This is a genomic window from Rhizobium sp. Root1334 (assembly GCF_001426665.1).
Classification (GTDB): Bacteria; Pseudomonadota; Alphaproteobacteria; order Rhizobiales; family Rhizobiaceae; genus Pararhizobium.
Genome location: NZ_LMEY01000006.1, coordinates 201,948 through 224,934 on the forward strand (window position 1 = coordinate 201,948; position 22,987 = coordinate 224,934).

The following is a 22,987-nucleotide window of genomic DNA, read 5'->3' on the forward strand; positions in this document are numbered from 1 at the left end:
CGGCTATCAGAGGAACCGTCCGGGCAGAGGCGGCCGACGCAGGGCCAACGAAGTAGCAACGGCCAGGAGCATGATCATGCCGATTACAAAGAAGGCGTCGGAATAGCTCAAGGTGAATGCCTCTCGCTGAATGACCTTCCCCAGCATCACGTTAGCCTGACTGGCAGCATCCTGCGCGCCTGTCGCCCTCAGGCGCAGCATGTGTGTGATCGTATCAATCCGCGACACCACCTCCGGGCTACCACTTTGAACACGAAGTCCGATGAGATTGGAGTGAACCTGCTCTTGCACTCGAACCAGCGTCGTGACCAGCGCCATGCCGACCGCCGTTCCGACCGTCCGGACGATGTGCACAAGCGACGCAATCCAGGGAATTTCCTGGAGGTGAATGTCTTCGGTGATGAGCACCATGGTCGGCACGGCAATCAACGGTGCACCAATCGCCTGAAGCATCACCGGCAGGAAAAAGTCATCGGCGATCCAGACGCTCGAGATATTCACCGACATCAAAATACCGGCCCCCATCACGGTACCGCCGACGGCCAACAGATTGCGCGGATCGATCCTGTAGCAAAGCCAGGCAACAGCGGGCGTCAGAATGAGCTGAGGCAGGGCTGTGCTCAAGAACAGGCCGCCACTTTCGAGCGCACGATAGCCCTGTATCCGGATGAGATATTGCGGCACGAGGTAAGCGGTGGACATGATTGCGATCCGGCTGGCGAACATCACCAAGAGACCAAGACCGATATTGCGTCTCCACAAAAGCTTCGGACTAACGACAGGGTTGGGGTGCAGCAGGGCGTGCACGAAAAATGCGCCGACCAGGAATATGCCAGCCGAGAGGAGACCGACGACCAATCCAGACTCCAGCCAATCCAACCTGTTGCCCTGGTCGAGGGCGGCGACGATAGCCGCCAATCCGAGCGAGAGCGCAAGCAACCCAAACCCATCGATCTTGCGGAAGCGCATATATTTTATCGGATCGTGTGCCAATCGGTATCCGGCGGCAAAAACCGTGAGCGCGCCGGGAATGATATTCAACCAAAACAGGAATTGCCAGGAGAGATGATTCAATATCCAAGCCTCCAGCGAGACGGAAAGGCTCGGCGTCACGGCAGAGACAAGCGCATAGAGCGACAATCCGTATAAACGTTGCTGCTGCGGCAGATGGCGCATGATCACGGCGTAGCTCATCGGAATCAGGATCCCCGCGCTCAGGCCACGCAAAGCCTGCAATGCCAACAGGATCTGCAGGCTGGGGCTCAGTGGAGCAAGCATTGAGAAAACCGAAAACATAGCGGCGCCGAGGATGACGCCACGCGTTGGAGACAGAATGCCACGCAGCCAGACTGCCGCCGGGATTGCAGCAACCTCGGCAACGACATAGGCGGTCGTGATCCACGAGGCCTCATCAAAGCCGAGACCGAGCGCGCCCCTGATATCTGCCAACCCGATTTCCGTGAGACGGGAATTGAGGATCGACGTGAAAGTGCCCAGAAGGACGGCGCCGATTGCCACCATCGTTTTGATGCTGGGGAGCGGCACCTTGGCCTTCGCAACCGCAACGGACGTCATAGCAATCTTCCTTCCCTTAACGCCCAGTGCCCTTGGCGACTGGTATGTCGGTATGGATCGTCGAGACGACTGACATGCCGGGCCGTAGCAGCTGCCGCATATCGTCTGGCAAATCGAGCAGCTCTATTTTCACCGCAATGCGCTGGGCGACCTTGGTGAAATTGCCCGTTGCGTTATCAGCAGGGAGCAGAGCGAATTCCGATCCGCTGGCGGGCGAGATTTGATCCACCCTGCCCTTGAGGCGTTGCCCCGGAAACATATCGACGGCGATCGTGACAGTCTGGCCGACACGGACCTTTCCGAGCTGCGTTTCCTTATAGTTCGCCACCACATAGACATTTGGCAGCGGGACGACGGAGATGATGCGGGTGCCGACGGTGACATACTGACCGGCGCGGACGCTGCTTGCATTGACCACGCCGTCGGTGGGAGCAACGATCTTGGTATATCCCAGCTCAATTTCGGCCAGCTGGAGCTCTGCTCTTCGACTGTCGAGTTCCGCTGCAGCCTGTTCGCGCTGAGTGTCCAGGACGTTCAACTGCTGCCGCTCGGCCTCTATCCCCGCCTGCTTTTCGGTCATCTGCGCTTCGTACCGCTTAATGGCAGCCAGTGCTTCTTCTAGGCGCTGACTGGTCGACCAGCCATCACGCGAAGCCATCTTCTGGCGGTCGTATTCACTGGCGGCGCGGTCGCGGTCGGCTGCTGCGGCGAGAACGCTGGCTTGCGCCTGCGCAATGACGCGATGTTGCAGTTCGACACGGCTGTCAACATTTCGGATAGCCGCCTCTGCGGCCGTGACGGCAGCCTTCGCCCGGCTGACTTTAGCCAGATACTCGGCGGCGTTTATTTCAGCCAGAACCTGACCGGCCCGGACATTTTCAAAATCATTGACGAGGATACGATCCATATGGCCGGAGATCTGGGCGCTGACCGGAGTTGTATCCGCGCGCACATAGGCATTGTCAGTGGATTGATCCGTGAAGCCGGCAACCCATTGCCCCCAACCAAGGGGAATGACGATCGCCAGACCGACCCCCATGACGATGACAGCGGAGCGGGTCAATGCAAGAATACTGCGCCGGCGGCGCCCTTTCGCGGCCACCGTCGATGCCTCCGAATGGCGCCGCTCTTCTACCGGCGTGGTGCTCAAAGGCGCCTTTTTGTCGTGAGTGAGAAGTTCTGTAACGACTGCAGTCATGGCCGTATATCCCTTGGGTCCGCAAGACCGGATCAACATGACGGCAATATGGGCGCGATCACTCTATGAATGAAATGATATTCAGGCATTTGAAAAATGACCTAAATTCATTCCATGTCAGGGGCGGCTTGACGTTATCCAGCAGCGCTGTAGCACTTTGCACTTTCAATCAGCTCCTGACGAAGCCACTGGATCGAAGGATGGGCGCCCATGGTGCGATGTGACAACATCGAAATCTGGAACGCAGGCGCGTGATAGGGCGGCTCCCTCCAGACAAGGTCAAGCGCTTTGGCCGCACGGATGGCAAACTGAAGCGGGGTAAAGGCCAGCATGTCGGTCGCCGCCACCAGTGAAGGAACAGCCAGAATATGCGACACCGTTGCACCAACCTTGCGGCTCATGCCTTCGGCGCCAAGCAAGGCCTCTATATGGCGCGGATTGCTGGTAATGTAGGCGCGCTCCAGCCCCCCCTGATCAATGGTTGCACTGGCGTCGGCTTGAATCTGATCTGAAATCAGGATGTCGACATGCGGGTACGAGGACAAGTCACGCAGCCCGAAGGATCCCGTGGCGGCCGGGTGGTCCCGCCGCATCAGCCAGACGCTTTGATCGGACAACAGCGGCTCGCTGATAAAACGTGACGGCGTCTTGCCAAAAACCCCGATCGCCGTGTGGATGGTACCGCGATCAAGTTCTTCGGTGAGATTCATTTCGCTGAGAGGATGCACGCGGCAACGTGCGTTCGGGGCAGCTTTGCGGATACGCGCTAACAGATCTGGAATAACTGCCGCTGTGATGTAGTCCGAAGTTGAAATGGAAAACTCGATCTCCGACGTTTCAGCATCGAAAGCCGGCCGGAAAATCGCTCCCTCTATCTGAGCGAGAGCCGGCTTGAAGGATTGCGCCAGTTCCATTGCGCGGGGCGTCGGATGCATGCCGTCCGGCCCACGGATGAACAATTCGTCGCCGATGACGTCCCGTAACCGTGCCAGCGCATGGCTGACGGCCGATTGCGTCAGGTGCATGCGCTCGGCAGCCTTGGTTACGCCGCGCTCGTCAAGCACGGCGGCGAAAATCCGAATGAGGTTGAGGTCGAGGTTATGAACGTCGCGCATAATCGGAATGCCCTTGCTTCATTTGAACTATATAGCCGGAGGCGGCATATCCGGCCAGTTCCATGCGGCTGAATGGATGCCATGGATTAGCGTCCGCAGCGCCACGGGTTCGAAAACGTAGGAGCCAAAGATGCCTGAAAAAACATTTCAATCGCCCCAGGACAGTCTCTGGAGTAGCAACCGGTTTCGTGATCATTTGCTTGCAGACATGATCCTCTATCTGACATGTCTGAGTTTCATCTGGTTGACCGGTGGCGCCTTGAATTGAGGAAAGCCTGAACAAGCCATCGCCTCATGGTCGCAGACACCAAAGACACAGGAGCAGGACAATGAACAACGAAGTTTTGGAAAATGCCGCTGCATCACGTTTCGAACTCGCCGTGGGTGATGAAATGGCCGTCGCCTATTACCGGCACGAGGATGGCAGATATGTGTTGACCCATACGGAAGTTCCGCAAGCACTATCTGGCCAGGGCATCGGCACGCGCCTCGCGCAAGGCGTGTTCAAGATCTTGGGCGAACGGAACGCCCGTATCATTGCGAAATGCCCATTCATGTCGGCCTTTGCAGTCAAACATCCCGAATTTAACGCAATGGTCGACGGCTGAATGCAACAGCTGGCATGGCGTCGTGTTCATGACAACGTTCCGCCAGCCTCCTCGGTCGCGGCAAGAATGATTTCGGCCGTTCGGGAAAAGTGACCCTTGATCAGGTCGACAGCTTCAGTCGCCCTTCTCTCGATAACGATCTGAGCCAGTTCCCGATGCTCGCCCAGATCGTCCCTTGGAGCTGTCAGATACCTGACCGAAAGACGCCTGTATCGCATTGCCTGATCGCCAAGCACCTGCCGGAAAGCCAGTGCGCGCTCGGATCCGCAGGCGGCAACCAGTGAGGTGTGAAACCGCTGATGAATGGCCTCCCAGGCCATATCGATCTCCCCGGCCGCCGTAATTTTCTGTTTCTTTCCAAGTTCATGCATGGTGGCGAGGATTCCAGCTTCCCAGCGGTCGTCGCCATTTTCGATCGACCATCGGATCGCGAGCGCCTCCAGTTCGCCGCGAAGCCGAACCAAATCGGTCAAATCCGCCCGCGATACCGGCGCGACACGAAAGCCCTTATGCTCCTCAAGTGTGACAAGGCCCTCACCAGCGATCCGCGTCAGCGCTTCACGCAATGGGCTAACACCCACGTTGAACCGCTCCTTCAAAGCCTCGAACATAAGCCTTTCACCCGGCAGAAGCCTGGCATTCAGTATGTCGGCCCGGATTGCCTCGACAACTTCCGCCGCTCTTGTCCGGCCGGGTTGATCTTCGGCAACACCACGCATGACTCCATTCCCTTTCTTCAGGCATCCGGCTGAGTGCCATCAACGACGGGTTGCCATAGCCTTGTGGATTCGGCAAGCACACCAGCCGGCGCCGCACACTACCTTAATACTGCTCTTTTCCAAAATTCAGTTTACATTCGATAATTATCCGTCGGTTTGGGCCGACCTCGGGGCTTTATTCCAACGACGATCGGCACCACCATTCGCCCAACGAGGAGTGCGACATTCGATCTCGTGTGCTGTGTTTCATCGAATAGAAGCAGAGAAGTGACCCCGGCAAAAGCTGCCTCACTTGACAATTCGCCGAAATAAGCCAACCTGTCGCGATGAAACCGACGCACGCCCATATGCTGCTCATCCTTTCCCATCGGGGCTGCCCGATCGCAGGACTGTAGCCCCCGGCCCGGCCTGAACGCCCCGAGCGCGGGGGCGGCGTGACCATCAGAAACTCCACAAATCTATTGTTCCAGACCGGGTTCGAACGGCTGGGCGCAAATCATTCAGGCAATCCGCTCGTACGCGATGCGTTGACCGCGCGGCTGCTCAGGGTGGTGTCAGGAACCTAAAAAATGACAACCAATGAATTCAATCCTCGTCAGAACAAACCGGTGATCGTCGTCAGCGACGTCGATGAGGCACGATTGAGTGGCCTTGCGGCCACAGTAGCCAACCGGATGCCGGATCTCTCGGACGACCTGCTCACCGAATTGGAGAGAGCAAAGGTCATCCCGCACCATTCGATGCCGGAAAAAGTTGTTCGCATGGGTTCAACCCTGGAATACGCCGCTGACGACAGCCAAAAACGGCAGGTGACCTTGGTCTATCCGGGTGATGCCGACATTGCCCAGGGTAAAATCTCAATTCTCACTCCGATCGGGACTGCCTTGATCGGGCTGTCGGAAGGGCAATCAATTGATTGGGCGGCCCGTGATGGGCGACGCCATCGCCTGACGGTGATCACCGTCTCGAACGTGGTCGAGGCGACAACCTAGCAAGGCAGGCTCACCATGGCTGCACAGGTCCGCATCCGACACTGGCGGATGAGATCGATGACAGGTTCGAGCGACCACGACTGCGGCGCTTTCCGACCGAGTGGGTGCCTTATCGCAGGGGCCTGACCCCTGGCTCAAAAAATGGGCCAGGGGAGACATTCACCATGTCTGATCAACGTTTGGCGCGGGTGCCATCTTGGCTCGATTCCGCGGGAGATTTCCCATGTCCAGAGAATATTTTTCCCAACTGACCACAAAAGACGTCTTTATCTTGACGACGATTCTGGAGCGATACGACAATCAAGCAGATGTTTTCGCGACGCTTCTTCGCGAGAAACTCAGCCACGCGACGGTCTATTTCCGCGACGATATTCCCGGCGATGTCGTGACATTGAACAGCCGCGTCACCTATCGGCTAAACGGGCAAATTAAAGGTCCCCATCTGGTGGTCCAATGCCAAGGCGAGGATTTGCCGGACTATGCCGTATCGATCCATACGCTCTGCGGGCTCAGCCTGCTGGGCCTGGCAGAGGGGGAAAAGACCGCGATCGAAGACAATGGCAAACGGCAAACCATTTTTATTGAGGCGATAGAGTTTCAACCTGAGGCAAACTTAAGGCTGCGCGAGCAGGATGCTGCTTTCTCTCGCACCCAGCGCCAGACCGTTGATCCATCGCCGCAGGTGCTGAAGTTTCAACCGAAACAAAAACCCGCAACTGCGCGGCGCCCAGACGACGACGATCCGGGTCCGTTTGCGGCCTGAATGCGGACGCCGCCCCTCCCCGTTGAGCGGGCGGCGAACCGTGAGGGCGATAATTCCCGTGCTTCACCGCAGCCTGACAGATAGGCAATTGGCCTTCCCAAGATGAACGCAGGCCTCGGTTTTGTGCATTTGCACTGTCTCTGGGCACATTTCTCTGGAGTTGCTCAAAACATACGCTATCAACGCTAGGTCGCTCACTTTTTGGGCATCCTTGACGTTATTGGAGAAAATGATTGGTCCGCGTAGACGAAAAACTTGAGCCGATTCTCAACGAGGTCATCCGCCGCAACGCTGGTGAACTCGAATTTCATCAGGCAGTCCGCGAAGTGCTGGAAAGCCTGGGCCGCGTGGTGGCCAAACATCCCAAATACATGGACAATGCGCTGATCGAGCGGATTTGCGAGCCCGAGCGCCAAATCATCTTTCGCGTTCCGTGGGTCGATGACAAAGGTCAGGTGCAGATCAATCGCGGTTTTCGCGTGCAGTTCAACTCTGCGTTAGGTCCCTACAAGGGCGGCATACGGTTCCACCCCTCTGTCAATGTCGGAATCATCAAGTTTCTCGGTTTCGAACAGACCTTCAAGAATGCGCTCACCGGCATGCCGATCGGTGGCGGCAAAGGTGGCTCCGATTTCAATCCCCGTGGCCGTTCAGACGGCGAGATCATGCGGTTTTGCCAGTCGTTCATGACCGAACTTTATCGCCATATCGGTGAATATACGGACGTTCCCGCTGGTGATATCGGCGTCGGGGGACGTGAAATCGGCTACATGTTCGGCCAGTACAAGCGCCTGACCAACCGTTACGAAGCCGGCGTGCTCACCGGAAAGGCTCTGTTTTATGGCGGCTCGCGCGCCCGCAAGGAAGCGACGGGTTACGGTGCCACGTATTTCGTCGAAAGAATGCTGGCAACAAAGGGCCACGCTTTCGAAGGCAAGCGGGCGGTTGTTTCCGGGTCCGGCAACGTGGCTATCTACACAATGGAAAAAATCATGGAATTCGGCGGCAAGATCATGGCCTGCTCGGATTCGGGCGGATACATCGTTGACGAGAATGGTCTGGACCTTGAACTGATCAAGGAGATCAAGGAGACCCGCCGGGCGCGTATATCCGAGTATGCGCGATTGAAGGGCACCGGTACCCATTATATCGAGAATGGCTCCATCTGGGATGTGCCTTGCGATATCGCCATGCCCTCTGCAACGCAGAACGAGTTGACCGGCAAGGACGCAAAGACAATGGTGAAGAATGGCGTTATCGCCGTCGGCGAAGGCGCCAATATGCCGTCGACACCGGACGCCGTGCGCATCTTCCAGGAGGCCGGGGTGTTGTTTGCGCCGGGCAAGGCTGCAAATGCCGGTGGCGTTGCGACTTCCGCACTGGAAATGCAGCAGAATGCCTCGCGCGACAGCTGGACATTCGAGCAGACCGAGAAACGCCTGGCGACGATCATGCGTGACATCCATGACCGGTGCGCGGAAACCGCCACGGAATATGGTGCCGCAGGCGATTATGTGCTCGGGGCCAATATCGCCGGATTTGTCCGAGTTGCCGAAGCGATGGACGCACTCGGAGTGATATGAACATTGAATTTGGGTGACTTTGTGTTCACGGGTCACCCAAAGACATCCATTGAAAATCAGTAATGTCCGACGCAAAAGTTCCTGTTCTAACTCTCGTTAGACAAAACTTGACTTCGTGCCGACACTTCGAGAACACGGCGTTGCTACCCGACACCGTTTACTCACGCGTTCGCCTTTCGGTCTCAATGCCGCCGGATTGTTCCTGATTAAAACACTAGTCCACACATCCAAAGCTCGTCCACAGCCTGGAGAAGAATGTCCATGTCCGGCACCGATGTGGGATGTGGCGATGATTGATACCTCAATTTGGACCGGGCAGACCTGAAAGGCGCGTACCGGAACCGGTATCTCTGGATTGTTACGAATTAAGGGCCCGCGGAGCCGCCGGCCATGATCGCGCGCTGGCGACGTTCCGATATGATCTTTTCGTTGCTTTCCATACGGACGGTGCGCTGCAGCACCTGCAGCCTCTCTTGCAGTGCGCCGAATGCGTGGCGCTGCACCGGAGGAACCCGATTGATGAGATCCTTTTCCTCGCAGAGGAGAGCGTTGCGTCCAAAGCGTTCGTCAAGCGCCTGGCTGACTGCGACGAACTCCCTGCGGATCTCTGCGTCGAATGAACGGGCAAAGACAGCAAGTTTACGGTGGTCTTTCTTTGCTTCCGACATCAACCGCAGGAGAGCTTCCTTGGCCGGATTCGATAACCCGGGAATGGCAATCGCCATCCGGCGACGCTCCTCGGCGACGGCCTCACCTTCCGCACCGAGTGCGCTGAGGTAAGCCGTACCAAGTGATCGCAGTCGCATGGCCGCTTCCGGCACGGCCTGTAGCGCGCCCTTCCACTCCCGGCCCGACGCGAGGAGCCGGTCCATGATCCGATCGGAGCCGCGCAGCGCACCATAAGCGGCGGGATCGTTGACGAGCGCGGCGGCAATTCGCTCACCGGCAAAACCTTTCACGAGCAGCTCCTCGATTTTGCCCACGGCGCTCGCTGGATCGCGCCAGATGCGGACCGCGGTTTCAGCCAGCCCTATTCGATGCTGGCGATAAAGGCGCGCGGCAAGAGCACGGGATCTCGCCTCCTCGTCGACCGGCGTCTTGAACTCGGTAACCGCGGCGAGCATGGGCAGCACCACGACATTCTCCTTCCCTGCATCAAAGTTGGCACCTGCGACTATATTCGAGCGATCCTGCCGCTCTGCTCGATGCTGCTCCTCGGCAAAACGCCGAACGGCCTTGAAAAGGCCAAACAGTTTTCCGCGCCGCTCATCCGTGATATTCTCTGGCATCCGCTCGACCGTGATGCGCTCGACAGCCGCATCCACCTTCTCCGTAAAGGCACTCCAGCCGAAGCGAGCCGCCAGCGCGTCACTCACCCCCTTGACCTCCTGTACGACCGAGCGGTCCTCTGCGGCAAACGCAAAGGCCATCTTGTAGGCAGCGTCATCGCCCTGCTTACGCACCGCCTCAATCTCGAAGAGACGTGCCGTCGCGTTTCTGGAGAGCGCCGGGATCGAGACTGACATGTGAATACGGCGCTTCCGCTCACGAACCTCGAACTGTACGGCATTCCTGCGGAATTCCGTCGCATGGCCCCGGGCCAGCGGCAGCAATTCCCTTAATGCCGCAGTTGCATCGTTGCGCTCATCGCGCGCCGCGCGCCCATCGACGAGAAGATTTGAGCCGCGGAAACGGCCCAGCCGAACCGGCGTATTGGCAAGATCGTCGGCGAACTTGCGGGGTTCGATACTCGCATCCGACGCTAGGTCGTTCAAGATTGAAAGCGCCGTATCGGGATCAGAATAGATCCTCTCCAGCAGCGGCCGAAGAACTGCCTCCCGCGCTACCCAGGACGGCGAAGAAAGTTGGGACAGCCGAGCATCATCCTCCACGCTCCTGGAGAAAACTGAAGTAGCCGGGATCAGATGCCGCGTGCGCCCAGTCTTTGCACGCGGGACAATTTGGGTTTGGGGTCGTTTCTCAATGTGAGAGGCGCCTCGTTCCCGCTCGATCGCGAAGCCGAGCGCCACGCTTGCCCTCTCCCAAAGCGTCGCCACCTGCTGGCGCTTCTCGACAACTCCCGACCACCACCGCGAAAGACGCGCCTCCATCCCAGCCGCAGTCTGCGCAACATGGTCAATCCCGCGCCGGCGAGCGAAATCGTCTGCATGCGCCCGGTAAGAGGCCTTACACTCGAAATCGAGTGTAGTCGTCTTGGCGCCCGATCGGCCGAGACGCTCTGCGAGCTGCTTGAACAGTTCCGGTCGGCGGCCTTCCTGCTGGATCCGGCCCTTGCGAGCTTCTACGGTTTCGACCCGCATAGCGGCCCAGACATTGCGTTCGACTTCCCTTTCCTCGAGGCGCTTCCGCCCGGTTTCCTCATCGACGACCCGTACCTGGACTTTAACTCTCTCGACACCATCCTTGCGCAAAGTGACGGTGTCACCGCGCCTGATGCCGGCATCCTCGAGCGCTTTCGGCAGGCTCACGCCCCAAAGACGATGGACAGTTCCGTCGTCCCGCCTAACGTCGGCATAGGGACTTTCGTCCAGATCTTCGTTAGGCCGGAACACGGCTAGTCCCGTGTCCACAAGTTCACCGGAAACGCCAGTTGTATGATCGACCCGTAGCTTCCTTCCCCATTCCAGCTGGGTCTCGAAATCTTCCTGCGCCGCATAGAGATCGGCGCGGTCGCGATGCCGGGTCATCGATACATAGGTCAAATGCTGATCCATCATCCCTGTGGCAAACACGAGGGTTCGGTCCACCGTTGCGCCCTGAGACTTGTGGATAGTCGTGGCATAACCGTGATCGATATTCCGATAGCTGTCTTCGCTGATGACGACATCGCGGCCATGGTCGAGACGCACCACAAGCGTTGTATCACCACTTTTGCCGCCGGTGGAAACGACGGTGCCGAGCATACCGTTCTTCACGTATTGCTGACCGAGAGGTCTTGCCCGTGGCTCAAGAAAGCGAGCATTTTCCAGGAAGATGATGCGGTCGCCAGCGGCGAACTCCCGGATACCACGTTCAGTCTGGAAAGCGCGCGCCTCACCTAGCGCACCCTCTCCCGTTATCACCGCTCGTAGCGCCTCATTCAAAAGCTTCACATCAGCGTTGCTGTGGGCGAGCACAAGAAGCTCGTCGCCACGAAGACGGCCGTCACTACCCGCCGCGACTGAATTTCGAATCGCCTGCTGGCGTGCCTCAGTCCAATCGACAACAATCCGCCCGAAAATTTCGTCTCGCGTCCCGGCCCCGATAAGATGGCCGTGCTGCGCATAGGCGTCGAGACCTTTCGCGGTCTCGCCGCAGGCAAAGAGGCGCGATGCCTCTCGCGCCCATTGTTGGCGTTGACGGCGCACGCCGGCAAGCTCCGCAAATCCGATTCGCTCAGCGATTGCTCGAAAGGCGGCGCCCGCTTGAATCGGCTGAAGTTGCATCGCGTCACCGACCAGGACGACTTTCACCCCCGCGCATTCGGCAATCTTCAGCACGCGGGCCATCTGGCGAGACGAAACCATGCCGGCCTCGTCGATGACAAGCACATCGCCACGTTCGAGCAACTCGCGTCCGTTGGCCCATGCCAGTTCCCAGGAAGCGAGTGTCCTCGATTTGATACCGGAGCTGCCCTCGAGCCCTTCGGCGGCCTTTCCCGCAAGCGCCGCGCCGATTATCCGGCGGCCCTCGCTTTCAAATGCAACACGCGCAGCAGCAAGCAGTGTCGATTTTCCCGCCCCGGCAAGACCGACAACCGCTGCAATGCCATTGTCATCCGTGAGATGACGAACAGCATAGATCTGCTCTGGGTCAAACTGGAAACGCTTTTCCGGATCAGCTGTTTCAATGCTTTTGATCGCAGCCACGACACGTTTAGGCGAAACAGCGAAACCGCGGCGCGCCGACAGAACCCGTGCCGACTGCCCCATATCATATTCGATGCGGAGAATATCGCGCGTGGTGAAGACTGCCGGTTCCGCCGCCCTGGTTGTTTTTGCCTCGATCTGCTGCGGCTTCAGGATGACTAGATCGACCGACGCCATCAGGCGCGCCCTGATGTTGGCAAAATCCGTGGGATCATCGACATAACGATGCAGCGCCTTGGCGATGTCGCGCTCATCGAAAGTGGAGCGTTCGTTGCTGAGCTGTTTGAGAAGAAGATCCGGGTCCTTAAGCAGCCTGTCGGCCGTATCTTGCCGCCTGATCAGATCGGCCGGGGCAAAGAAGAACTCTTTGCCCTTGCGAGCCAATGCGGCCTTTTCCGGGCCGAGATGTCTTTGCGCAATTGCGCCGAGGCCCTGTTCAGCATAGGACCGCCCGTCGAGACGGATCTCATAGCCTGCGAGGGCCAGGTGCCGATTTGCGGCTTCCGCCCAGGCGATTTTCCATGCCTTCATGGTTTCCTTGTCTCCAGCCCAAGGCAAGTAGACGATCTTACCGTTCAGCCGGTCAGGTGTGACCACACGCAGCGGCTCGCCATTTTCGCCGAGAACTGCAACCTTCTTCGGCCCGAACCCGTCCTCTGTTAAAGGCCGGAGTGTCGTCATGAGGTGAATGTGCGGGTTACCATCCTTATCGTGGTAGACCCAATCCGCGATGATCCCTCTCGAGGTCAGATTGTCGCGCAAGAACTCCCGCACCAACGCAATGTTCTCTGCCCGCGTCAGTTCTTCCGGCAAAGCGATGATCAATTCACGGGCGAGTTGAGCGTCCACCCGAGTCTCGAAAGCGTCGACCGCATTCCACAACGCCTCGCTGGCGCCGGCGACCGAACGGCCACCGATGGCAGTTCTTAGCCAGACTGGAATCTGGTCCGGTAGGACCAGTTCTTCGTAGACAAGTTCCGATGCCCCGCCCCTATAGCTGAATGAGGTTCCCACCTGCTCGTCCATCATCCGCGCGCGATGCCGATAGGCGGCGGCCGAGACGATGCTGCGCCCCGCCCCTCTGCTGATTACCTGCGCTCTGACGAACATAATCGCCACGTCCGTCTCCATGTCTTTCAAGCATGTCGCGCCAGCGACGTATATTGCGCCCTCAAACCGATTTGGCCTGCCAGGACCGATGCCGCTTTCATGAAAGCGGCATCGGTGGAATTTCTGACCGCGACATTCCAGGGGATTGCAATCTAGCCGATTTTACTATCTTATAATAGTCAGTATAATTACGCTTTTCTCTCTCACAGACACCGGAAAGGAACCTGTCGTGGCCGTGAAAACCTCACTCTCCGATTTGGATGTTCAGATCGACAAGCTGCGGGAACGCAGGAGACTTTTGATCGTTAAATCCGCAGAGCGCTTTGCCCGTGCCGCAACGAAATCGGGGCTTGCAGAAATGGAGATTACTGACGAGGAGATCGATCGGATCTTCGAAGAGATCGCCGCGCGATTTCGCAAAGATGGGAAGAAAGAACCTGTTAGCACAGCGTCTCACACGCATAGATCAGCAGTTAGCGGGGTTGGAACGCAGACAGAGGCTTCACATGACAGCTGACCGCAAACGCGCAGCGCGCGAAAAAATCCTGCTCGGCGCCATTGTCATCAGGGCCGGCCTGTCGAAAGCCGACCGGGCGTTCCTGCTCGCGGGACTGCTCGAACTAGCCAAGATCATGCCGGGCTCTGCCGAACACCGGCGGCTGCGCGACATCGGTGCGGAGATGTTCAGGATGCCCACTCGAGATATCGGTACACCGTATGTTGAGGAGAAAGCCGAATGGCACTGAAGCACCGATTGCATCCTGGTTTCCTGCTGGTCCTCGTACCCATCGTCGTGACAGCTCTGACCGTGTTCATCACCGGCTGGCGGTGGCATGAGCTGGCGATAGGCATGCCAGGCAAGACGCACCATTGGTTTCTACGGGCGGCGCCGGTGGCAGCCCTTCTGTTCGGGCCGCTTGGCGGTCTTATAACTGTCTCGGTAGTGCCGCTTCATCGCCGACGGCCGATCGCAATGGCGAGCCTGCTGTGCTTTCTGATCGTCGCGGCCTTTTATGCCTTGCGTGAATATCGGCGCCTTGCCCTTTTTGTGACGAGCGGGGCAATCACATGGGATCGTGCACTCTCCTATCTTGACATGGTTGCCATGATCGGCGCGCTTTCCGGCTTCTTGGCGGTCGCGGTTGCTGCTCACATCTCCATCGTTGTGCCGGAACCGGTTAAGCGCGCCCGGCGAGGAGCCTTTGGGGACGCCGGCTGGCTTTCCATGTCGGCGGCTGGAAGATTGTTCCCGCCGGACGGTGAGATCGTCGTCGGCGAGGGCTATCGGGTCGACAAGGAAATTATCCATCAAATACCATTCGATCCGAACGATCGGAGCACGTGGGGCCAAGGCGGCAAGGCCTCGCTTCTCACCTACAAACAGGATTTCGATTCCACGCATATGCTCTTTTTCGCCGGATCGGGTGGCTACAAGACGACCAGCAACGTTCTGCCGACAGCGCTACGCTACACCGGACCGCTCATTTGCCTCGATCCTTCCATGGAGGTGGCGCCGATGGTGATTGAGCATCGCAACCGCGTGCTCAGTCGAGAGGTCATGGTACTCGATCCAGCCAATCCGACCATGGGCTTCAATGTGCTTGACGGGGTCGAGACGTCAGCACGACGAGAGGAGGACATCGTTGGCATCGCACATATGCTGTTGTCGGAAAGCGGGCGCCCCGAGTCCTCGACCGGCTCCTACTTCCAGAACCAGGCTCACAATCTCCTGACCGGCCTGCTCGCCCATGTTATGCTGTCGCCAGAATATGGCGGGCGGCGGAACTTGCGAAGCCTTCGACGAATCGTTTCCGAGCCAGAGCCTTCAGTGCTCGCCATGCTGCGCGACATTCAGGATAATTCGCAGTCGGCCTTCATCCGCGAGACGCTTGGTGTTTTCACCAACATGACCGAGCAAACGTTTAGTGGTGTCTACTCGACGGCATCGAAGGATACACAATGGCTTTCGCTGGACAGTTACGCCGCGCTCGTCTGCGGCGATGCCTTTAAGTCCAGCGAGATCGTCACCGGCAACAAGGACGTGTTCCTCAATATCCCTGCATCGATCCTGCGCTTTTATCCGGGTATTGGCCGCGTTATTATCGGCTCTCTCATCAATGCAGTGGTGCAGGCCGATGGCGGCTTCAAGCGTCGGGCGCTCTTCATGCTGGACGAGGTCGACCTGCTTGGTTACATGCGTGTTTTGGAGGAAGCTCGTGATCGCGGCCGCAAATACGGCATCAGCCTGATGCTGATGTACCAATCGGTCGGGCAACTCGAACGGCACTTTGGGAAGGATGGAGCGACATCCTGGATCGACGGCTGCGCCTTCGCCTCCTATGCGGCCATCAAGGCGCTCGACACAGCCCGCAATGTCTCGGCGCAATGCGGTGAGATGACGGTCGAGGTGCAGGGTCGTTCCCGTAACATTGGTTGGGATGCAAAGAACAGCGGCATGCGCAAATCCGAAAGCGTCAACCTCCAGCGCCGGCCGCTGATCCTGCCACACGAAATTACCCAGTCTATGCGAAAGGACGAGCAGATCATTATCGTGCAGGGCCATAGCCCGATACGCTGCGGGCGGGCAATTTATTTCCGGCGTAAGGAAATGAGTGAGGCGGCGAAGGTCAATCGCTTCGTACGCAAGTGACTCATCGGTGCGCACTTCGGGGTCGCCGCGTGTGATAGGCGTTCCATCCGACGCGGCGATTGCACCGACGGCTTGTGCGCAACAGCCGGCCCAGTGAGACGGATACGAAAGCGATAGAGAAGAGGGGCAGCGACGCGCGTGTCTGTGTCCACATTCGTGGGTCTGCTTGTTCTGGCGTCGGGCAGACGAGTGGCTGATCTTTCGCCAGTCTTTCTGTCCGGTCGATCCGGACAGAAGGACTACGGGATCGGAATGACTGCCGGTCACGGCAGCTCTCCGGGGTCTTGCGCAGCCAGTTCTGCGCGAATGAACCGAAGCTCAGTTTCGATCTGCTGCCGTTCATCCGGGTCGATGCAGGCGGATATCTCGGCGCGCAATTCTTCGATTTGACGTTCGAATTCAATCATCTGTTCGGTGGTCATCATCGTCATCTCCGTGTTGATGTTAAAGATGCCGCCGGTGGCCATGAGGGGACCAAGGGGTCAAGGCTCGCGGAACGCGACCGGCGGAGCCGGCGTGCGGAGGAACCGATTTTTCCGGAGCGCAGTGAAACGCAGTGCAGGAAAAATTGGAGGGGCCGTGCGGCCTTGAGGCGTTGGTACCCTCATGGCAGACTCAGCCGAGCTGCGCAGACAGTCCCTGTCGTTTGGCACCCCAAAACCCGCAAACGGGTTCAATACCCGTTTGCGGGTTGGCGATGTGACGCGGCCGACCTCAGTTCGCGTGCCATCGCGCCAGATCGCGACGGCTTAACGGATATATTCGGCCTGCCGATGTGGCTGCGCGATGGGTTTGATTGACGGCCGACTTTACGGGCATTGAGGACGCCCGGCATCCTTTAGGCCTTGTTTGCTGTTTCACTTCGGTGCCGGCCCCGTTTCCGGGACCGGCTGTCGTGTGGCTTAGGCCGGATTGTTCCAGAGGATGACCTTGCGGTTCGGCTCACCTCCTGGCGCGGGTGCGACGTTGCCAAAGATGACGCCTATCTCCGGCGCCTCCAGCTTGACGGAGAGGTATTCCTCGCCGGTCTGGCGGGCGATGCGGTTCCAGCCCGCACCGATCTCGAAACCGGTCTTGCGGTGGATGACACGGTAGTCCGGGGCTTCCTCGCTCGCTTTGTTGGCGTTCGGGATGATGGCGATCGGGGCGTTGACCCGGATGGTGGCGAAGACGCCTTCGAGGCTGCCGTCTGTCTTCTGCGTCAGGGTTGCGATCGTGGTGGCCATGTGACTTGCTCCTTCGGTTGCTCGGGACCATTCCCGATGGCGCCCGAAGAAGGGGCCGGGTGCCGACGTCACCGCAGCGCCAGCGAAGGGAAACCCCTTGCGGGTTGACGCTAATGGCGGCCGGTCCCTTAGAAAGGCGACATGGACAAGGGAATGATTTCGAGGCAGCCGCAAGCCGCAGACAGATCACATGGCCGTCGACGCGCTACCCGGCCACGGGGCCAGGAAAAGGACATTCGCGCCATCCAAGAAGGCCCCGCCCAACGCTCCGCCCACTGGCTTAACGGACGCACCCTCACCGTCAGCTTTCAGCCGCGCACCGTGAAATCGCCGCTGCGCGCCTATCGGCAGCTTCAGAGAGCGGCATTGCGTCCCCGGCATTACAGGGCGATCACCTGCATTCGACAGATCTCGATGCCCTACGCCCGGCATTCTCGACGCACAAGCCGCGCATCCTGATCCTCTACGACTCGCTTCGCGAAGTCTCGGCGTGGCGATGGTGGTTCTGCGGCGGGATGCGGACGAACTTCCTATCGAGTCAGCCCAAAGCATGGGTACCTCGCAACGATCCCAACCACTGTCGATGCTCGACGAACACCAACTTGACGATATCGGACTGACCCGGAAACAAGCATCTGAGGTCGACAAGAGGAGTATTGCTCGACAAAAGCCGTGAAGCGCCCAGGCATGGACAATACCTGTTGGTTGCAGTCAATTTGACGGGCTCGGCGAAGCGACGAGGCTCCGCTTCGTCGCCATCGCCACCGCGACAAACGCCGCAACGCCGATCGAGCCGAGCGCGGCGCTCAAAACGAGCGACGCGCCTATGCCGAACTGCTCCATCGTCGCCGCGAAGGCAAACGGCGCAGCCGCGCCGGCGGCCAGTCGTGAGGCTGCCATCTTGCCGGTGAGCGCACCGTATCCGTCCGAGCCGAACAGATAGAGCGGCAAGCTGCCCTGCGCGATGCTGTTGATGCCCGACCCAAGGCCCAGGCAAATCGAGAAGGCGACCGCACCGGGGAGCCAGTTGCCGGACAGCGCCAAGATGACGACGCTCAGCACCATGAAGACCGCGGAGAGAACCGCAAGGCCGGGCGGCGCGAGCCGCGTGCCGAAGATCATGTTGATCAGGCGGCTAAGCACCTGCGCCGGGCCGAACAGCGAGCCGATGACGACGGCGGCGTTTCCGAATCCAAGCACACCGAGCATCGGCACCATATGGGCGAGCATGGCTCCAAGCGTGAAGCCGAGCAGCGCAAATGCTGCCGAGACGGCAAGGACAGCGCCGCGGCGGCGCTCGAGAGGAATGGCCCCGACGACAGGCTCGCGCATCGGCCTCATTCCGCCAGCGGCCGCGACCTTTCCCTTTCGCACGATCCAGAGGTGGAACGGCATGCAAACGAGAAGGTTAAGCCCGGCATAGACGAGGTAGATTTCCCGCCAGGACAGATACCCGAGCAGCGCCGTGGCAATCGGCCAAAAGATCGTTGAGGCGAATCCTGCGATCAGCGTAAGGTAGGTGATGCTCCGTGATGCGGATCGCGGATCGGCATCAACCAGCGCGGCAAAAGCGGCTTGGTACTGGACCATGCCGGACGAGATTTCCAGGAGAACAATGGCGAGCGCGAAGATCGCCACCGACGGCGACCAGGCGCATAGGATCAAGGTCAAGGCGGACAGCACCGAGCCAATCGCCATGACAGTCGATGCCCCGATGCGATCCATCTGCCTGCCAATGTATGGTGCTGACAAACCGCCAACGAACAACGACGCCGAGAAGACCGCAAACACTTGCGCGACGGTGATGCCAAGATCTGCTGCCATGCCGGGAGCAAGGATGCTGAAGCTGTAGTAGAGGGTGCCGTAGCCGATGATCTGGGTCAGGCCCAGCGCGGCGACGATGCCGACAGGTACATTCGGATTACGCAACGACGTCGCCCTCGCTCCGATCAGCATCCGTCTTGCAGCAGCTATCGAACCGCTCCACGCCCTCTCGGACCATCGGATGGCCGGCGCAGCAGTCCTCCATCAGGAATTTTACGAGATCGGCCAGCGCATCGTAGCTGGCGCTATAGACGATCGAGCGGGATTCTCGCCGCTGTGCGATCAGGCCCGAGCGCTCCAGTTCCTTTAGATGGAAGGATACATTCGAGGGCGAGACGCCCATGCGTTCGGCTATCAGGCCGGCGGCCAGCCCGTCCGGTCCGGCGACAACCAGTGTGCGGACGATGGCGAGGCGCGTTTCCTGCGATAGAGCTGCGAATGACGTGAGGGCTCGACGCTCGTCCATACTTCAATAATCCTTCAATCATTGAATAATATGAGTAACGCACATGAACATAATCGACAAGGCCGTTTCCGGCGATATCACGCTTGGCCAGCTTCTCGACGGTCTTGCGGCTGCGCCGGAGGCGCCGCTTGTGTTTCTCTACGAAGGGCAGCCGGTGAAGGCGGGCTATTACGTCACCGAATGCCCCCTCCAGATCCGGGCGCCCTCGGCATCGCCGACTTCGACGATGCGCGTCACGATGCTGCGAAGATCTTTGGCGCCGGATCGCGCTGACCTTGTTCGAAAAACGGAAGCAGCTCACTGGCAGCTTTAAGTATGAGAACGCGCGTTCTCGCGCAGCTCAGGGAAACAAGTGATCTTCAGCCGTCGGTTCCGCAGGAGTTGAGGTAATGTTGATGGGACACCTTTATCGGAGAGCGAGAGATGGCCCAGCCTGCCCAGGCACTCTCAGAGCCTCGCCAGACCAGCCCTTTCCGACGCCTCTTTCACTCTGCGTGCGCCGAAGGTTTAGTTGCAGCGTATGATTCGATATACTATCCTATTTGCTTCAGTATAGAGGTTGTGGTTTTCGAAACCGGTGACCGGCTCTCATTAGCGCCCAAGCCGAGCCGTAATGGCGGCAGGAGACAAAATATGCGGCAGTTTGCGATAGGCGATTGGACATTCGAGGAAGACGCGGCCGAGCTTCAGACAGCGCTGCAGGACGCCTATGAACGAAAGCTTCGCGCCTATTGCAGGTGCCGGGTACCATCAGTGCCGATGTATATCGCGCGACTTGACGGGCAACTTCTGATCAAGCGAATGCCGCTCTCGGGACGTGACCACGACCCTGCCTGCCCATCCCACGAGCCTCCTTATGATCTATCGGGACTCGGCCCGCTGATCGGAAATGCTATCCAGATCGACGAAGCGTCCGGCTCCGCCGTGCTGAAACTTGATTTCTCTCTCTCGAAGCGAGGCCCACGCACAGCCGCGGCGTCTCTGGGCGAGACCTCCGAAACGGTGCGCAACGAGACGAAGAAACTATCGTTACTAGGAATGCTGCATTATCTGTGGGACGTGGGGGAACTGACGGAGTGGACATCGCTCTGGGCCCGGAAACGTGGATGGGGTCGGGTCCGCAGCAGTCTGATGAATGCCGCGCGCCAGATGACCGTCCGTGGCGGATCCCTCAGTGATGTTCTTTTCGTGCCGGAGATTTTCCGCCAGGATGACAAGGACCGCATCGAGGCCCAAAGGGCAGCAGCTTTGGCGGGCGCGCAGAGTGCGGGTTCGGGGCCAAGGAAACTCATGGTCGCCGTAGCGGAAGTCAAGGAGTTCGCCGCCGCGCGTGATGGACACAAGATTGTCGTCCGTCACCTCCCCTTTCCGTTCATGGTCGAGCAGTCCACATGGAAGCGACTGAACGAAAGGTACCATACGGAGCTCGATCTGTGGCGATCAGATGAAACACTCCATCTCATTTTAATCACCACGTTCGGATTATCCGGGGCGGGGATTGCATCGGTTGATCAAGTCGCAATGATGGTGGTGAATGAGAACTGGATTCCTTTCGAAAGCGTCCATGAGCAGCGTCTTCTTGCCAGGCTGTCGGGATTGAACCGCAAGAGCGTTAAAGGCTTGCGTTTCAACCTACCCCGCGAACAGCCGATCGCTACAGTGACCTTGCCACATCCCGCAGCGGTTGCGATGTTCGTGGTCCCAGCCGGGGCAGATGCAGACTACGAAAAGGCATTGACCGATATGATCGAAGCGAGAGCCGAGATGAGACCATGGATATGGCGGGTTGGGGACGGAGACATGCCGCAGCTGCCCTGAGGACGTTCCACCCCCATCAGCCCGGCCAAATGAGAGAATCCAGCGTTTTCATAGGACGATTGCGAAGGCCATTACCAGCGCTCACCCGCTAACCCGTGCCTTCGGCATTTGTTTGGAAATTTACGATGGCGACGGGGTCGCCGGCGCTATCGTGCGGAAGGCAAGATGCAATCGGAAGATTGCCCGCGCTCGCCACATAGGCAAGGGTCTCGCCGAAGCCTGCGCCGAAGACAGCGCAAACGTCTCCATCCGTTCATTGCATAGGCCACACGGCCCTAAACATTTCAGGATCGTTTAGCGGGGTGGTGCGACCGGCCAACGGCTACGACGAGCAAAGAAGGCAGGGACGATCACCCGGCACTTTCGAGAAGCCTCTTCGCTTTACCCTCCAACGTGAGACGGGTGTCCTGAGTGGTCTTGGTTCGCGCAAGCGCCGTAATCCCCTGCACGAAGTCGAAGATTGATTCGGGCGGCCGCCCCTCCTCGGCCAGCACCGTCTCGAGAACCTTGCCGGTCTCACCCTTTGAGAAGCCGCTCCGGCGAAGGAACGTTTCACGGTCTTCGTCCTTGCGGGCGACGATGCGCGCGCGGGCGGCCTTGATGCCTGCAACGAAGAGAGCGGGCGAAGAGTTGGCAAAGCTGGTCAGCGCGGGTGCCGCTTCGTGCGCGAAGCGCTGGGCGGCGAACCTGGAATGCCGGATGGTGATTTCCTCGAAGTTTTCCGTACCCAGAGGTTGCGATTGGCGCAAACGGCGCGAAGATAGAAGGAAGATTTGCGATAGCTCCGGCCACCGAGATTTGCCGAACCTGAGCAACAACGCTAAATCCAAGCGATGATGGCAAAGATCAAGAAATCCGATGCCACAATTAAGCTAGCTCTTCGACTGCAAGTCGGAGCGCTGCCCTACCGTATTGCGGTGTCAGGTGCCGTTGAAATTCTGGTGATCACATCGTGCGACACCGGTCGCTTTATCATACCGAAGGGCCGGCCAAAGAAAAGCTACAAGAAGCAGGAAGCGGCCGCCATAGAAGCCTATGAGGAGGCGGGGGTCGCCGGCAAAGTAAGCAAAAAGCCAGTCGGCACCTATACCTATTGGAAGCGTGGAGTGGGGGAATTCGAACGGCTTCGGGTGGTTGTCTACCCGCTCCAGATCACTAAGCAACGCGCGGATTGGCCCGAGAAAGGGCAACGAAAAAAGGCGTGGCTGTCGGTTGAAGATGCGGCACTGCTTGTTGATGAGCCCGAACTTGCGTCTCTCATTTACGGCTTCTCAGGCGTTCCCCATTGACGGCCAGCGGTTTTACGCTGGCGCAGCGACCTCATCAGCCCGATCTTGCAACCTGCGGATCGGTGAAGACGATGGCGGGCACGGCGCTATTGTCATAGCGCCGGCTATTGTCGTTGAGGGTGTTCTGGGCCGCGAGTTCAGCGGGCGGCGACACGTTCCCGATTGCGCGCTGAGCGAAACGC

At 58.8% G+C, this 22,987-nt stretch carries 19 protein-coding genes and 2 pseudogenes; 11 read left to right on the forward strand and 10 right to left on the reverse strand.

Features of this window, described 5'->3' with window-relative positions:
* Positions 1-6: 6 nt before the first annotated feature.
* From ASD36_RS11625 to ASD36_RS11635, 3 genes are all read right to left on the reverse strand, one after another.
* On the reverse strand, positions 7-1,575 hold the full coding sequence (locus ASD36_RS11625) for a DHA2 family efflux MFS transporter permease subunit (protein WP_060510462.1): 1,569 nt from the start codon (positions 1,573-1,575) through the stop codon (positions 7-9).
* Between the two features lie 16 nt (positions 1,576-1,591).
* Positions 1,592-2,773 carry an HlyD family secretion protein gene (locus tag ASD36_RS11630; protein WP_060510464.1) on the reverse strand — a complete coding sequence of 394 codons (1,182 nt, stop codon included), beginning with the start codon at positions 2,771-2,773 and terminating at the stop codon, positions 1,592-1,594.
* A gap of 134 nt (positions 2,774-2,907) precedes the next feature.
* Positions 2,908-3,888, reverse strand: coding sequence for a LysR family transcriptional regulator (locus ASD36_RS11635; protein ID WP_060510466.1), 981 nt, complete (start codon positions 3,886-3,888; stop codon positions 2,908-2,910).
* Between the two features lie 329 nt (positions 3,889-4,217).
* Here ASD36_RS11635 and ASD36_RS11640 point away from each other — a divergent pair, with 329 nt between their 5' ends.
* Positions 4,218-4,496 carry a GNAT family N-acetyltransferase gene (locus tag ASD36_RS11640; RefSeq protein ID WP_060510468.1) on the forward strand — a complete coding sequence of 93 codons (279 nt, stop codon included), beginning with the start codon at positions 4,218-4,220 and terminating at the stop codon, positions 4,494-4,496.
* A gap of 26 nt (positions 4,497-4,522) precedes the next feature.
* On the opposite strand, the gene ASD36_RS11645 is transcribed toward ASD36_RS11640, so the two are convergent.
* Complete coding sequence (locus ASD36_RS11645) at positions 4,523-5,215, reverse strand: FCD domain-containing protein (protein ID WP_060510471.1); 693 nt, start codon at positions 5,213-5,215, stop codon at positions 4,523-4,525.
* Positions 5,216-5,784: 569 nt separating this feature from the next.
* Here ASD36_RS11645 and rnk point away from each other — a divergent pair.
* From rnk to gdhA, 3 genes are all read left to right on the forward strand, one after another.
* A complete protein-coding gene (gene rnk / locus ASD36_RS11650; RefSeq protein WP_060510473.1) occupies positions 5,785-6,207 on the forward strand; it encodes a nucleoside diphosphate kinase regulator in 423 nt (140 codons plus the stop codon).
* Between the two features lie 223 nt (positions 6,208-6,430).
* Positions 6,431-6,970 carry a hypothetical protein gene (locus ASD36_RS11655; RefSeq protein WP_060510475.1) on the forward strand — a complete coding sequence of 180 codons (540 nt, stop codon included), beginning with the start codon at positions 6,431-6,433 and terminating at the stop codon, positions 6,968-6,970.
* A gap of 233 nt (positions 6,971-7,203) precedes the next feature.
* Positions 7,204-8,553 (forward strand): NADP-specific glutamate dehydrogenase, encoded by a 1,350-nt coding sequence (gene gdhA / locus ASD36_RS11660; protein WP_060510477.1) that lies wholly within the window; start codon positions 7,204-7,206, stop codon positions 8,551-8,553.
* A 365-nt stretch (positions 8,554-8,918) separates the two neighbouring features.
* Here the strand turns inward: gdhA and traA are convergent, their stop codons facing one another.
* A complete protein-coding gene (gene traA, locus ASD36_RS11665; RefSeq protein ID WP_060510706.1) occupies positions 8,919-13,541 on the reverse strand; it encodes a Ti-type conjugative transfer relaxase TraA in 4,623 nt (1,540 codons plus the stop codon).
* A 220-nt stretch (positions 13,542-13,761) separates the two neighbouring features.
* Between traA and ASD36_RS11670 the strand changes: the two genes are divergently transcribed.
* From ASD36_RS11670 to traG, 3 genes are read left to right on the forward strand one after another with little or no spacing between them, the layout of a single operon-like run.
* Positions 13,762-14,049: a TraC family protein gene (locus tag ASD36_RS11670; protein ID WP_060510479.1), complete on the forward strand. Its 288-nt coding sequence runs from the start codon at positions 13,762-13,764 to the stop codon at positions 14,047-14,049.
* Positions 14,039-14,278 carry a conjugal transfer protein TraD gene (locus tag ASD36_RS11675; RefSeq protein ID WP_060510481.1) on the forward strand — a complete coding sequence of 80 codons (240 nt, stop codon included), beginning with the start codon at positions 14,039-14,041 and terminating at the stop codon, positions 14,276-14,278. Before ASD36_RS11670 ends, ASD36_RS11675 begins: the two co-directional genes overlap by 11 nt.
* On the forward strand, positions 14,269-16,182 hold the full coding sequence (gene traG / locus ASD36_RS11680) for a Ti-type conjugative transfer system protein TraG (protein ID WP_060510483.1): 1,914 nt from the start codon (positions 14,269-14,271) through the stop codon (positions 16,180-16,182). The genes ASD36_RS11675 and traG overlap by 10 nt, the downstream gene beginning before the upstream one ends.
* Before the next feature lie 263 nt (positions 16,183-16,445).
* Here traG and ASD36_RS11685 read toward each other — a convergent pair whose 3' ends face one another.
* Positions 16,446-16,607: a hypothetical protein gene (locus tag ASD36_RS11685; RefSeq protein WP_156393835.1), complete on the reverse strand. Its 162-nt coding sequence runs from the start codon at positions 16,605-16,607 to the stop codon at positions 16,446-16,448.
* Between the two features lie 477 nt (positions 16,608-17,084).
* The gene (locus tag ASD36_RS11690; RefSeq protein ID WP_060510487.1) at positions 17,085-17,408 is read right to left on the reverse strand and encodes a DUF736 family protein; all 324 of its coding nucleotides are present in this window, start codon (positions 17,406-17,408) and stop codon (positions 17,085-17,087) included.
* 365 nt (positions 17,409-17,773) lie between these two features.
* Here ASD36_RS11690 and ASD36_RS31350 point away from each other — a divergent pair.
* Positions 17,774-17,896 (forward strand): annotated as a pseudogene (locus tag ASD36_RS31350) (arsenical resistance protein ArsH); the annotation flags it as partial.
* Between the two features lie 223 nt (positions 17,897-18,119).
* Here ASD36_RS31350 and arsK read toward each other — a convergent pair.
* Together arsK and ASD36_RS11700 are read right to left on the reverse strand one after the other, a co-directional pair.
* Positions 18,120-19,364: an arsenite efflux MFS transporter ArsK gene (gene arsK, locus ASD36_RS11695; RefSeq protein ID WP_060510489.1), complete on the reverse strand. Its 1,245-nt coding sequence runs from the start codon at positions 19,362-19,364 to the stop codon at positions 18,120-18,122.
* Positions 19,330-19,698 (reverse strand): metalloregulator ArsR/SmtB family transcription factor, encoded by a 369-nt coding sequence (locus tag ASD36_RS11700; protein WP_060510491.1) that lies wholly within the window; start codon positions 19,696-19,698, stop codon positions 19,330-19,332. Before ASD36_RS11700 ends, arsK begins: the two co-directional genes overlap by 35 nt.
* A gap of 43 nt (positions 19,699-19,741) precedes the next feature.
* Between ASD36_RS11700 and ASD36_RS11705 the strand changes: the two genes are divergently transcribed.
* Complete coding sequence (locus tag ASD36_RS11705) at positions 19,742-20,011, forward strand: hypothetical protein (protein WP_060510493.1); 270 nt, start codon at positions 19,742-19,744, stop codon at positions 20,009-20,011.
* A 320-nt stretch (positions 20,012-20,331) separates the two neighbouring features.
* The gene (locus ASD36_RS11710) at positions 20,332-21,516 is read left to right on the forward strand and encodes a DUF1173 domain-containing protein (RefSeq protein WP_060510708.1); all 1,185 of its coding nucleotides are present in this window, start codon (positions 20,332-20,334) and stop codon (positions 21,514-21,516) included.
* A 350-nt stretch (positions 21,517-21,866) separates the two neighbouring features.
* Here the strand turns inward: ASD36_RS11710 and ASD36_RS11715 are convergent.
* Positions 21,867-22,288 (reverse strand): annotated as a pseudogene (locus ASD36_RS11715) (DUF932 domain-containing protein); the annotation flags it as partial.
* Between the two features lie 61 nt (positions 22,289-22,349).
* On the opposite strand from ASD36_RS11715, the gene ASD36_RS11720 reads away from it, so the two are divergent.
* Positions 22,350-22,805 (forward strand): NUDIX hydrolase, encoded by a 456-nt coding sequence (locus tag ASD36_RS11720; protein ID WP_244489796.1) that lies wholly within the window; start codon positions 22,350-22,352, stop codon positions 22,803-22,805.
* The last annotated feature ends 182 nt before the right edge of the window (positions 22,806-22,987 follow it).

Coding starts and splice junctions, on each gene's coding strand:
- ASD36_RS11635 (WP_060510466.1), bottom strand. CDS start 3,888: ATGCGCGACGTTCATAACCTCGACCTCAACCTCATTCGGATTTTCGCC.
- ASD36_RS11720 (WP_244489796.1), top strand. CDS start 22,350: ATGATGGCAAAGATCAAGAAATCCGATGCCACAATTAAGCTAGCTCTT.
- ASD36_RS11625 (WP_060510462.1), bottom strand. CDS start 1,575: ATGACGTCCGTTGCGGTTGCGAAGGCCAAGGTGCCGCTCCCCAGCATC.
- ASD36_RS11700 (WP_060510491.1), bottom strand. CDS start 19,698: ATGGACGAGCGTCGAGCCCTCACGTCATTCGCAGCTCTATCGCAGGAA.
- ASD36_RS11645 (WP_060510471.1), bottom strand. CDS start 5,215: ATGCGTGGTGTTGCCGAAGATCAACCCGGCCGGACAAGAGCGGCGGAA.
- ASD36_RS11640 (WP_060510468.1), top strand. CDS start 4,218: ATGAACAACGAAGTTTTGGAAAATGCCGCTGCATCACGTTTCGAACTC.
- ASD36_RS11690 (WP_060510487.1), bottom strand. CDS start 17,408: ATGGCCACCACGATCGCAACCCTGACGCAGAAGACAGACGGCAGCCTC.
- ASD36_RS11675 (WP_060510481.1), top strand. CDS start 14,039: ATGACAGCTGACCGCAAACGCGCAGCGCGCGAAAAAATCCTGCTCGGC.
- rnk (WP_060510473.1), top strand. CDS start 5,785: ATGACAACCAATGAATTCAATCCTCGTCAGAACAAACCGGTGATCGTC.
- ASD36_RS11685 (WP_156393835.1), bottom strand. CDS start 16,607: ATGATGACCACCGAACAGATGATTGAATTCGAACGTCAAATCGAAGAA.
- ASD36_RS11710 (WP_060510708.1), top strand. CDS start 20,332: ATGCGGCAGTTTGCGATAGGCGATTGGACATTCGAGGAAGACGCGGCC.
- ASD36_RS11705 (WP_060510493.1), top strand. CDS start 19,742: ATGAACATAATCGACAAGGCCGTTTCCGGCGATATCACGCTTGGCCAG.
- traG (WP_060510483.1), top strand. CDS start 14,269: ATGGCACTGAAGCACCGATTGCATCCTGGTTTCCTGCTGGTCCTCGTA.
- arsK (WP_060510489.1), bottom strand. CDS start 19,364: ATGCTGATCGGAGCGAGGGCGACGTCGTTGCGTAATCCGAATGTACCT.
- ASD36_RS11655 (WP_060510475.1), top strand. CDS start 6,431: ATGTCCAGAGAATATTTTTCCCAACTGACCACAAAAGACGTCTTTATC.
- ASD36_RS11630 (WP_060510464.1), bottom strand. CDS start 2,773: ATGACTGCAGTCGTTACAGAACTTCTCACTCACGACAAAAAGGCGCCT.